9 protein-coding genes and 1 pseudogene are annotated in these 12,136 nt (G+C 39.9%); 1 reads left to right on the top strand and 9 read right to left on the bottom strand.

The features are described from left to right. Positions 1–13: 13 nt before the first annotated feature. Positions 14–1,066 carry a P-type DNA transfer ATPase VirB11 gene (virB11, locus tag ACFILO_RS03650; protein ID WP_375644464.1) on the top strand — a complete coding sequence of 351 codons (1,053 nt, stop codon included), beginning with the start codon at positions 14–16 and terminating at the stop codon, positions 1,064–1,066. A gap of 182 nt (positions 1,067–1,248) precedes the next feature. On the opposite strand, the gene ACFILO_RS03645 is transcribed toward virB11, so the two are convergent. From ACFILO_RS03645 to ACFILO_RS03605, 9 genes and pseudogenes are all read right to left on the bottom strand, one after another. Further along, the gene (locus ACFILO_RS03645; protein ID WP_375613217.1) at positions 1,249–1,392 is read right to left on the bottom strand and encodes a hypothetical protein; all 144 of its coding nucleotides are present in this window, start codon (positions 1,390–1,392) and stop codon (positions 1,249–1,251) included. Positions 1,393–1,934: 542 nt separating this feature from the next. Then, positions 1,935–2,141: a type II toxin-antitoxin system RelB/DinJ family antitoxin gene (locus tag ACFILO_RS03640; RefSeq protein ID WP_375637582.1), complete on the bottom strand. Its 207-nt coding sequence runs from the start codon at positions 2,139–2,141 to the stop codon at positions 1,935–1,937. 80 nt (positions 2,142–2,221) lie between these two features. Beyond that, entirely contained in the window at positions 2,222–3,739 is a 1,518-nt protein-coding gene (gene vbhT / locus ACFILO_RS03635; RefSeq protein ID WP_375677843.1) for a type II toxin-antitoxin system protein adenylyltransferase VbhT, read from the bottom strand. Continuing rightward, positions 3,726–3,914 carry an antitoxin VbhA family protein gene (locus ACFILO_RS03630; protein WP_375632029.1) on the bottom strand — a complete coding sequence of 63 codons (189 nt, stop codon included), beginning with the start codon at positions 3,912–3,914 and terminating at the stop codon, positions 3,726–3,728. Before ACFILO_RS03630 ends, vbhT begins: the two co-directional genes overlap by 14 nt. 197 nt (positions 3,915–4,111) lie before the next feature. Beyond that, the gene (locus tag ACFILO_RS03625) at positions 4,112–4,357 is read right to left on the bottom strand and encodes a HigA family addiction module antitoxin (protein WP_375632031.1); all 246 of its coding nucleotides are present in this window, start codon (positions 4,355–4,357) and stop codon (positions 4,112–4,114) included. Positions 4,358–5,272: 915 nt separating this feature from the next. Continuing rightward, positions 5,273–6,646, bottom strand: coding sequence for a phosphoglucosamine mutase (gene glmM, locus ACFILO_RS03620; protein WP_375613213.1), 1,374 nt, complete (start codon positions 6,644–6,646; stop codon positions 5,273–5,275). A 549-nt stretch (positions 6,647–7,195) separates the two neighbouring features. Continuing rightward, on the bottom strand, positions 7,196–9,358 hold the full coding sequence (ftsH, locus tag ACFILO_RS03615) for an ATP-dependent zinc metalloprotease FtsH (protein WP_375632033.1): 2,163 nt from the start codon (positions 9,356–9,358) through the stop codon (positions 7,196–7,198). A gap of 114 nt (positions 9,359–9,472) precedes the next feature. Then, entirely contained in the window at positions 9,473–10,960 is a 1,488-nt protein-coding gene (gene tilS, locus ACFILO_RS03610; RefSeq protein ID WP_375652439.1) for a tRNA lysidine(34) synthetase TilS, read from the bottom strand. 18 nt (positions 10,961–10,978) lie between these two features. Next, a pseudogene (locus ACFILO_RS03605) lies at positions 10,979–12,136 on the bottom strand (tol-pal system protein); the annotation flags it as partial.

Raw genomic sequence — 12,136 nt, 5'->3', positions numbered from 1 at the left:
ATAAAGTCACATTATGCCATCAGCAAAAAATGCAGAACGCGCCTCCATCGTTTTAACAAAATTAAAGATCTTAGATGACTTCCTCAATGATGACAATTTATTTGAAATTGTCATCAATCGCCCTGGCGAAGTAATCGTTGAGGGTCCCAATGGTTGGCAAACCCACATCTTAAAAGAGCTAACCTACAGCGAACTAGAAGGGATTGCAAAAGTTGTTGCTGCCTACACAACACAAAAAATCAGTGTAGAAAACCCCGTTCTCTCCGCAACACTGCCAAACAACGAACGCATACAAATTGTTATGCCTCCAGCTGTTGCAGCCAATACCATTAGCATGACCATTCGTAAACCTTCATCACGCACTTTTTCTCTTGAAAGTTTACATGAAAACAATCTGTTTTCTGTCGCCCAAAACACCAGTTTCACACCCACGCAACAAATGACAGAACGATTATCCGAACTCTCTGATACAGACAAAGAGCTAACAGATCTCTTTATCGCCAAAGACTTTTGCAACTTTTTAGAAAGAGCCGTTATTACACAACAAAATATCTTAATATCGGGCAAAACCGGTTCTGGTAAAACAACCCTCTCCAAAGCTTTGATTGCAAAAATCCCTGACTATGAACGAATTCTCACCATTGAAGACACGCCAGAACTTGTCGTTCCGCACGCCAACAAAGTGCAGCTCTTTTATTCAAAAGATAACCAAGGCTTAGCAAAAGCAGGCGCAAAAGAACTGCTTGAATCAGGATTACGCATGCGCCCCGACAGAATCCTTCTACAAGAGCTGCGTGATGGTACAGCCTTTTACTATATCCGTAATGTCAACTCTGGTCACCCCGGCTCCATTACCACCGTCCATGCCTCAACAGCCCTTGCAGCCTTTGAACAAATGACCCTTTTAGTCAAAGAAAGTGACGGTGGTGGTAATTTAGCACGCGATGATATCCGCGGCTTATTAATCTCGATGATAGATGTCATCATCCAATGTAAACGCCTCGAAGGCAAATTTCGTGTAACAGAAATCTATTACGACCCTTTCAAACGCCGTGATGCTTTTTAAAAAAACGCTACCCCTCACACCCTTTTTTATAAGCAAAAACTATACCAATAGAGCTTTCTTAAAAACACGATTATAAGCCGCGGATATCATCGCGTGCTAAATTACCACCATAGCTTCAAGTTCAGTGTCAATAATCGAAAACAACAAGTAAAAAGAAGTAAAAATATCATCCCCATTCCCAATCACGCATGCGCCCCACAGGAAAACCAAAACGTGCCGAAAATGATATCTATAACCCTATATTTTTTCTGATTTTTTTTGACATCAACATTTGCAGGAATATAGATACCAAATTTAGTATCCGCTTCACCTTTAGCTTCAGACAAGAGCTTCACGAGCACCTTGTAATATACGAGATCCTGCTTTATGTGCCTTATCCATTATTATTCTTTTCGATATTCATCAAGGCGCAATATAAAAATTTTCTTCAACGCATTCCTCTCTGATTTTGTCAAATTACCTCAAGATGATTGACTGTAAATATCTTCGATCAACACCGGAATATTTTAACCACCAAAAAAGGGTATAACCTTATATCCCCCACTTTTACTCTTATGCTTTTAAACCTAACTTTCCTTGGCTTTCTCTCATACCTTGCATAAGACCACCAGCATCTGAATGAGTAGCAATAAAAGAAACAATATCAAATAATTATTCAGGCGATATGCCTTCTTCTTTCACAGAAATTCAATAAGCTGCCATTTCAATCACGGTTTGCATACATCATTCAATATACGGAAACACCCATAACGATAATGATGTAAATGAAAAGCTAATTTGAAGTGAATGATCAGAAATATCAAATATCCAAATGACAAAACAAATCTTACCTATCTTCAGCTATATCTCTTTACCCTTGTCACTTCTCTTAACCCTTATCACTTTTCTCAAAAGTTTTAAGCGTTTTCGCATTAGAAATAGACATATCAAACGGCAATCCTTTTTCATGAACAACTTTTGTCAAAGCAATACGGATGAAATCAGACACCGTAAGTCCTAAACTTGCTAATATTTCACCGGATTTTTTTAACGCCCTATCTATGCAGGCACGTACAACATCTTTTGTCACACCCATATTAAACACCTCCTTTGATTACCTCTCTTTTACCGTATGACTTAATAGGGCTTATACAGTATAAGGCTTTATCCTTGCCCTTACCGTATCATATCTATTGATCTTGCACGCGCTATTGCGTTGATTTTCTCCTGTTGTCTCTGTTGCAAAAACTTAACTGCCATTTGAAACTCTTTTATGCGTTCTTTATTATAAGACTGTTCTTTGGGGATTGCTTTTGATAAATCAAAACCATATTTATGAATGGCATCATGTCCAAAACGTTTATCTAAAACAATTTGTAGCTTTAAAAACTCTTGATTAACCTGCTCTGGTATCTTTGAATAACTATCACGACCAGCTTCAACATTTTTCATAAAAGTCACTGCTTCTTGTGAAAGTGACGGAACCTCTACTTTTAACTGTTCACGCTCCCGTGTAACACTAACCATCAGCGTCTCATAAGAATTCTCATAAAAGGATTGAAGCATTTTAATAGAAGAAAGTGCAAGAGGAACATGATAAAGCGCTTCTTTTCGTTCTTTTCCTGTAGCCTTCAATTTATCGATAAAACGATCTGATCCACGCAGTTCGCCCGCTCTATCAGGTGCCCTATCCAAAATATCAGAGAGTTTATCGCCTTTCCCTGCTAAAATCGTTTGCTCAATCCTAAGCGCAGCCTCTTGTGGATCTTTATAAATAGATGCTAAATGACTGTTTAACTCCTTAAACATATCAATGTAAGATTTTTTATTTCTAAGAGCGCTTAGCACCTTCTGTTCTAGATTAGAGTTATCCGTATAAGCCGCAAGGTATGGCTCTCGTTCTGTTGCTTTTGCAACAACATTCAAATCATTTTGTAATTGTTCAAGTTCTTCTTTTTGACGTTTAGCAAAACTTGTCTTTTCTCTATCCCAAGGAGTTTCAATCTTCTCTTTTTGTTGTTCCAAGCACTCTTTATTAAGATCAACGCAAAAAGCAATATTTTTGCCAATACCTTGAGAAACATCATCCCTTTTATTTTCTGTAAACTTGGTAAGGTTCTTATAGATGAGTGCAGACAGATATTCTGAATTACCAAAATGTGCTTCAATTGACGCACGTGTCATTTCTTGTCGCTCAATACCCTTCCAGTTGATATGATAACCAGCTTCACGAGCAAGTTGCACCATAAATTCGCGCTGAGTACGCCCATTCCCCTCTCGAAACGGATGCAACGCATTCAACTCGCCCATGTAATATCCAGCCCTTTGGCTAAAGTCATAAGCACCAAGACCACGCAGATACTGTTCTTTTGCAAGCTTTTTTGTAATCTTCGGTGCATAACTTTCAATCTGATTATAACTAGCAAACATACTATTGCCTTTGGCAATATCCACTAAACGAACTTGTCCCGCCCATTCATATATGTCGCCAAACAGTCTTCTATGAATCTCTTTCATGTAATCCAGATCAAACTTACCACCAATAGGAGTATGTACAAATTCGAAAGATTTCACATAAGAAATCGTAGATTCTACACGTTGCAGCGTGGCTTTGTCTTTAATACCAAACCGATTATACATCACACCAGTTTCAGGATCAGTATAAGGATCACCGCTCCCCTTATACTTCTCCACGTTTTACCCTCTCCATATAATCTTTGAGGATATCACTTGTTTCAAACTCTCCAATAATAACACGTTCCATTTGCTCAACGACTTTTGGATCTGGCTCTAATCCCTCTAAACGTTGGCTTGCCAATGCATTTTCAGCATAGAGGCGACGCAGCTTAATTTCCTCTTCACTCAACATATTAAAACCCTCCTTTGCTTATATTTATTATAGCCAAACAGACTATAGAAACAAGATTTTATTCCTTGTCTTACCCGCGTTACATCTTTTGACCTTGTACGCTCATACGCATGATTTAGCTCTTGTATACGTTTCTGTTGCAAAAACTTAACTGCCATTTGAAACTCTTTTATGCAATCTTGATCATGGGACTGTTGTTAAGGATTTTTTTTTGATAGATCATAATTTGTTTGCATAGTAAGCCAAGCACGTGCTGTGCTTACACCTGCCATTTCAAGCCTAATAGCAAGATTAGCACTCATAGCGGCTTTTTCATTTAAAACTCTAGAAAGTGCTACACGAGATATACCAAGCCACTCTGCTGCTTCATTAAAGGATAAACCAAGCTCTTTGATCACATCTTCACGCAATAATTCACCGGGATGTGAAGGATTCTTCATCATTGTTTAGACCTGCTTTTTGATGATAATCCAGATAATCAAACATTTCGACATCTATGCTATCAAAGCGAAATATTACGCGACAATTTCCCTTTACAGTAATTGACTAATAATCCTTGAAATCGCCCTTTAGCAGATGTAATTAAAAGGACGGATAACTCAAATCTTTTGGCGATACATCTACTTCAAAAGCACCTAGAATACGCTTTAATTTTTGAGCATGGGCGGTTCTAATCCCTTCAGTCGTACCAGTATTATAGAAGGCTTCAATCCTTTTATGTTTAAATCTTAAAATTGTAAATGAATATAGAGTGTACCCTTCCAAGATCCAAAAAATGTTCATTATTTTTACATCACATGGCTTTTTTACTTTATAAACATTAGAACTGTCGTGAAAAAATCGATCATTCTCATCTCTTTCTCATTATTCTACTAATTATTGGAAAAGTATAAGTTCATAATTAGGAGGAGCTAAACGTAATAGGAGCGTATCATATCTCCAATTGGCAGCGGCACTTAGAAACATCAAGATGATATAACCACAATGATCATTGCTGTTTGATGTTCATGGGGCGCTGCACCCGCTGTATGTCCAGTAAAAAGAATGAATAACACTAATAAACTCCCCCCCTACAAACTCTGTTAAACTAATAACCGATTTACGAATAAGTAAAAGAAAAAGGAAAATCAAAAAAAGGCATATTTTTTATATCTTACGAACTATAGAGAAATCTATACGCATAGTAGTTATTAGAATTAGACTTTTCCCTTTTTTATTTAATTTGTTCGTAGATAGAGTATCCATTACCGTTATTACATCACTAACAGAGTTAATAATCATACCTTTTGTAATTGCCAAAATCCCGCATTAAAATCAGACCTTTATTCAAAGATGATCTGATAATTTTTTCAAAAAATTCAAGATTCCTCAAGTGCAGTCCCCATGCGTACATCATGATGAATAATAACATCCATCAACTCTGTCACGACAGTGTCCAATACTTCTCGTGCATCGCCTTCAGCCATAAGGCGGATAACCGGCTCAGTTCCAGAAGCGCGGATCACCAGCCTTGCCTCTTTTCCCAACCGCTTCTCTGCTTGATCAATGGCCGCTTTGACGGGATTTTTTTTCAAGACATTTTTATTTTTAATCGTTACATTTTTTAAAATTTGCGGTACAGGTTCAAACCGTTTACACAATTGGCTCATAGGGCTTTGACTTTCCTTCATACAGGCTAAAATCTGCAATGCAGCCACCAAGCCATCACCCGTGGTACCAAAATCACTAAGCACGATATGGCCAGAAGCCTCACCACCAACATTATATCCCTTTTGGCGCATGGCATCGACAACATAACGATCTCCAACTTTTGTCCTTACAAGGTGCAACCCTTTGCTATTCAAGAAACGCTCTAGTCCAAGATTTGACATAATCGTTGTGACAACACCATTGCACCGTAATCGTCCCATTTTATGCCAATTTTCAGCAATTACAGCAATCAACTGATCTCCATCAACCGTTTGTGCTTTTTCATCCACAATGAGAACACGATCTCCATCTCCATCAAGAGCAATCCCCACATCAGCACGCACTTCATGCACTTTTCGTTTTAAAGAGCTTAAATCGGTTGATCCACATTTTTGATTAATATTGGTCCCATTGGGTTCATCATGAATAGCAAAAACCTCAGCCCCCAATTCCCATAAAGCACGGGGAGCCGCTTTATAAGCAGCCCCATTAGCACAATCCACAACAATACGCACAGTATCTAAGCGAACATCACGCGGCAAAGTTCGTTTGGCATATTCAATATAACGATAAATATCTCCCTCAACCCGTTTTGCATAACCAATTTCGGCAGAACTTGCTAAAGATTTTGAAAGATCTGTATCGATCAATTGTTCAATTTTGGCTTCCATATCATCTGAAAGTTTAAAACCATCAGGACCAAAAAGTTTAATTCCATTATCATAGAACGGATTATGAGAAGCAGAAATCATCACCCCAAGATCCGCTCGCAAAGAGCGGCAAAGCATTGCAACAGCAGGGGTTGGCACTGGACCCAATAAAAAAGCTTCCATCCCCGCAGCAGTCAATCCTGAAACCAAAGCGTTTTCTAACATATAGCCAGATAATCGTGTATCCTTGCCAATCACCACACGATGAGATTGATGTTGTGAGCGAAATAAAACCCCTACAGCCATCCCCACCTTCATGGCAAAATCGGGTGTCATAGGAAATGAATTGGCTTTCCCCCGAATTCCATCTGTACCAAAATATTTTTGCACCATGCCTCTTTCCTTTAATATATAATTCTTCCCTTGTTTTTTTTAAAACCTAACAAGCCCCCTTGGTACAATAGTCCTCCTCTCCCCGTATAAAATCAGATCATTGATCTAAACCTTCATGCATTTAAACAATCAAGCCCCCTATTCACCATCTACACATCTAAACCACTCTCAAGCAATTATGTTTACACCCTCACACATAAAAGCAATATTATCTCCTCAAAATGCTCTATACATCCCTTTAACACAACCAACGGATAATTTCACACACTTGCTAAATCCGTAAAGAAACCCAGCACCAAACCTCATACCCTACCAAATCAGCAAGGAAATCTATCGCCTAACCTTACAACCCCCTACCACATTAGAAAAGCAACAGTCCACCTCGCCTTGTAGCATGCTAAAGCCGCCATCATACAACGGCTTTGCTTAATTTTTTGCTTTCATATTTTTGCAAATATTACAAGAAAGGCGCAAACAAAACTTGCGCCTTTCTCAAAAAAATTAGAAGTTTTCCTAAAACATCGTCACTCAAGCGATATTAAATAATTCTTATTTTTCTTTATCATGTCCCGCAGTATTGGACTTCTTTTCAGCATTACTTTTAGAGCGGTTGACTGATTTTGTGGTGCCTTTTGTGCTTTGCGCTTTTTTCTCAGTCTCATCCGATTGCACTTCTTTAGACTGAGCCTCCTTAGGCTCAACATTACCGGATTTTGCTGTTTTTTTCCCAACAGCTGCCTCTGCTTTGCCTGCCTCGCCTTTATCTGTCTCTGCTTTATGAAGCACTGTTTTAGGGGCTGCTTCAGCGTTTTTTTCATCTACCACTGTTGTCTCTGTCTTCATTTTTCCAGTTTTTGGAACAGAAGACCCCCGTGGCGCAGCACCCTCATCTTTCTGTGTGCGTGAAGGAGGCTTTCCTGCAATAACTTCGTTAATTTCAGCTCCCGTTAAAGTCTCATATTCCAACAAACCTTGTGCCAAAGCAAACCATTCTTTTCTTTTTGTTTTCAAAATGTTTGTCGCATTTTTATAGGCATCATCAATAAGCTTACGCACTTCCATATCAATCATGCGCGCTGTTTCTTCAGAGACATTTTGTGTTCGCGCAACAGAATGACCCAAAAAGACTTCATCTTGGTTATCGCCATAAGCTACATTTCCAAGCAGATCAGAAAATCCCCACCGTGTGATCATCGCGCGAGCTAATTTCGTTGCTTGTTCAATATCAGAAGAAGCACCAGATGTGATATTTTCCTTTCCAAACTTTAATTCTTCAGCCACACGTCCACCCATCATAATGGCCAGACGAGAAATCATCCACCGATAACTCATGGAATAGCGATCGCCTTCAGGCAATTGCATCACCATTCCCAATGCTCTTCCCCTTGGAACGATTGTTGCTTTGTGGACAGGATCAGCAACCGGCACATTAAGAGCCACAATAGCATGTCCTGCTTCGTGATAAGCAGTGAGTTCTTTTTCCTCTTGTGTCATAGCGGTTGAACGACGTTCCGCCCCCATCATCACCTTATCTTTGGCATCTTCGAATTCTTGCATCGTGACAACTCTTTTATTACGGCTTGCAGCCATAAGAGCAGCTTCATTGACCAGATTCATCAGGTCTGCACCAGAAAATCCTGGTGTTCCCCTTGCCAAAATTTTCAAATCAACGTTAGGCGCTAAAGGCACGTTGCGCACATGCACTTTCAAGATTTGTTCACGCCCAGAAACATCAGGGTTTGGCACAACAACTTGTCGGTCGAAGCGCCCTGGTCTTAACAAAGCGGGATCAAGCACATCGGGACGGTTTGTTGCAGCAATAAGAATAATACTTTCATTGGGCTCAAACCCATCCATTTCGACAAGCAACTGGTTTAAGGTCTGTTCACGTTCATCGTTTCCACCGCCAAGACCAGCCCCCCTATGGCGCCCAACAGCATCGATTTCATCAATAAAGATAATACAAGGTGCATTTTTTTTAGCCTGTTCGAACATATCGCGCACACGGCTTGCCCCAACACCAACAAACATTTCAACAAAATCAGACCCTGAAATGGTAAAGAATGGCACATTGGCTTCACCGGCCACAGAACGTGCTAGCAAAGTTTTACCGGTTCCTGGAGGACCAACAAGCAAAACACCGCGTGGGATACGCCCCCCTAAGCGTTGAAATTTTTGTGGTTCGCGTAAAAATTCAACAATTTCTTGAAGATCTTGCTTTGCTTCTTCAACGCCAGCAACATCTTTAAAGGTAATACGTCCTTGCGCTTCATTAAGCAATCTTGCTTTCGATTTCCCAAATCCCATTGCACCGCGTGATCCATTTTGCATTTGCCGCATAAAAAAGACCCACGCCCCCACGATAATAATAACAGGCAACAAGGAAAAGAGGAGATTGAGGAAAATGCTATTTCCAGAGCTTTCAGGAATAGCTTTAACATTGACGTTTTTGCTTTCCAATTTTTGTATCAAACCTGGATCGCGAGGAGCATAGGTTGAAATAGCTCTATGTTCAATGGTTTTTCCTGTTAATTTTTGACCTTGAATGGTCACAGATTTCAACTCATTATTCTCAACTTTTTGCAAAAATTCAGAATAGGAGACTTCTCCACCACCAGAACGTTGGCTATCTCCATTAAAGAGAGAAAACGACACAATCAAAATCAAGGCAATAACTCCCCAAATAAGGAGAGAGCGGTAATTGGAATTCATATTCAGCCCACTTAATCAAATATAGATTTCAAACAGTTCCCCTTAACATATAACCTTGTCAGCCCCTTGCCAAGGGATGAGAAGCTGTTTATTTTCTTTTAGAGTAATTTTCCTTTATCTTTTCACCTCAATATTAAAAAAAGGTTCCACAACATTCACCAAGGCTGCATCTTCTCGTGAGGAAAGCCAATCGAAAGGTGCCATAATCCGCTTGACGATAACATGTTTATGAACAACTGCTTGAGAAATCAACTCTGGAATATCATACCCTTTATGATTTGAGATCATCAGCAGCGATTGTAAAGAGGGAAAATGAGGCTTTTCAAGCTCAAAATCGCTATTTTTTAATAAAAATTTCAGCTGTTCTAAATTTGCGGCTCCAACCTTTATAGCCTCATATCCATGATTTGTGATATGATAGCGCCCATCCCATATAAAAGTTTTATCTGGCTCAACAATAGCCTCTTTCATATTTCGCCCTTCACGCCACAAAGAAATTCCCTGCTTGTTATATTCAATAACAGAGCCCGCATAAGTAAAACGCCGCTTTTCTGAAGAATCGAGACAGAGTTTTTGAACAAGCATGCTTAATTTCTGATTGGGGAGCAAATAAAATCCCCCTCCCATCAGCACAGCAAAGAGCCCCACCACAAAAGGAAAACTGGAATGTTTCTGTAAAAACAGCGCAGGCTTTGCTATGAAACAACGCCCATGTTGGACAGTAATATCCAGCGCTAAGATCAAATCAGCAATATTTTTGGCTTGTTGACGACGCTGCAATGCGGCTTCATTTATTTTTTGAGCAATATAAGCCAATTTTTGTGGAGAAAGAGATTGACGCACGCGCACACGTTCAAAATTGCGATCTTCATTGGTTGGATCATCAATCCATGTTTGTCCTTGTAAGCGTAAATAATTCCGTAATGTTTGGCGTTTTACACCAAGGAGTGGCCGAATCAAACGCACTTTTCTATGCAACAACGCCTCACGCGGAATACAGGATAAACCACGCTCATAAAGGGGACCATAGTTTTTTTCGGCAATATTTTTTTTTGTTTTTCTGGTATGATCCTCATCACGTATACCCTCGGCTTCACCGCGCAAAGCACCAGCAAAACCACTGGCATAAACCTCATCGCACATGGCAACAGCTTCACTATATAAAGCACCTCTATTCTTTTGGAGACGTTGATACCGCATATGATAGGTCTCAACCTGATCATTGAGTGTATGCCCCGTCATAATAAGTGATGCGCCTTGTTTTTGTGCTTCTTTAACCAAGAGATCATAGCGTGCAACACGCGCGCTGGAAGCAATATGCGTCTTTGGCTTTTCGCCTTCCCATCGCACAGTGATATGTTGAATATCATGGACACGACAAATTTTCGCAACAGTTTCTGCTTCACGCATCGATTCTTTACGCAATTGATGATCAACCGTGACAACAATCATTTCTGGAGGAAATACGAGTGTTTCCAAATGCTCTTTGACCAAAAACATCAAAGCCAAAGAATCACTTCCCCCTGAGACGGCAAGAATCAACTTCTGACATTGAATAAAATCCGATGTTTTAAAGAGATTTCTTGCCAGTCTAACGCACACCGAAAACGACCTCGCTGTTTATTTTGCAGGTTTACAAAAAACAGATGCTAATGTTTGTTGACGTTTTGATTTTTTCACAAAATGAGCACAATCGTCTTTATTTGGCTCAAGAGCGACCATACTTCTTGCTAATTTCAGTAAAATCTCGGAGGTATAGAGCTTCTTTTTATCTGCATACCATGCGGTAAGATAAACTTGTGCTGCTTCATGATAGCGTTTTTGCCCCAACAAAGATTCGGCCAACCAAAATAAAGCATCATCACTCAAAGAATCTTTTTTGTAACGATTTTGAAAAGCGCAAAAGCTTTTTTCAGCATCAACATAGTTAGCAGAACGAATAAAATCATACCCTTCCTTATACAAAGCTTTAGAAGAAGAAAGATTGTCACTCTGATGTGCTTCAATTGGAGCACTTACTTCATGCGCTTTGTTAAAAGGTTGACTGTTTTCATGGTCATGGCTCTCCACCTTAGCTTCCACAGCAGCAACCTTTGTATGGTCACCTGTACTATGGTCCTGCTCCATCTCTTCTTTTACAGTCTGAGATTTTTCATCTACAGCAGACTTTTCAAAAGAACAAGAATAAACAGAAGAGGCTTCTGTATCAAAAAGCTCGTGAAACTGCTTGTTAACATTTTTTAAACTGTTATGCTCAAGCACCATTCGTATCTTATGCAAAAGCTTATCTAAATCATAATCTTTAAATAAAGCCTGTTGATTCTCTAAAATAATCCCTTGGTGCTCCGCAACACTAGTAGCTTTTTCCACCACATCAGATGCTGCTTTATCAGCTGCTTCAGGTGCTTCTTTCACAGCATCAACAGCCTTATTAACAGCGTCAGTGGCTTTTTCCACCGCGCTAGATGCTGCTTTATCGGCTGCTTCAGGTGCTTCTTTCACAGCATCAACAGCCTTATTAACAGCGTCAGTGGCTTTTTCCACCGCGCTAGACGCTGCTTTATCGGCTGCTTCAGGTGCTTCTCTCACAGCATCAACAGCCTTATTAACAGCGTCAGTGGCTTTTTCCACCGCGCTAGATGCTGCTTTATCGGCTGCTTCAGGTGCTTCCTTCACAGCATCAACAGCCTTATCAACAGCGTCAGTGGCTTTTTCCACCGCGCTAGATGCTGCTTTATCAGCTGCTTCAGGTGCTTCCTTCACAGCATCAACAGCCTT

Origin of the sequence: Bartonella sp. AP72JLCBS, from assembly GCF_042195705.1 — a bacterium.
In the GTDB taxonomy this organism is placed as follows: Bacteria; Pseudomonadota; Alphaproteobacteria; order Rhizobiales; family Rhizobiaceae; genus Bartonella.
This window is presented reverse-complemented; position numbering and strand designations above follow the sequence as displayed.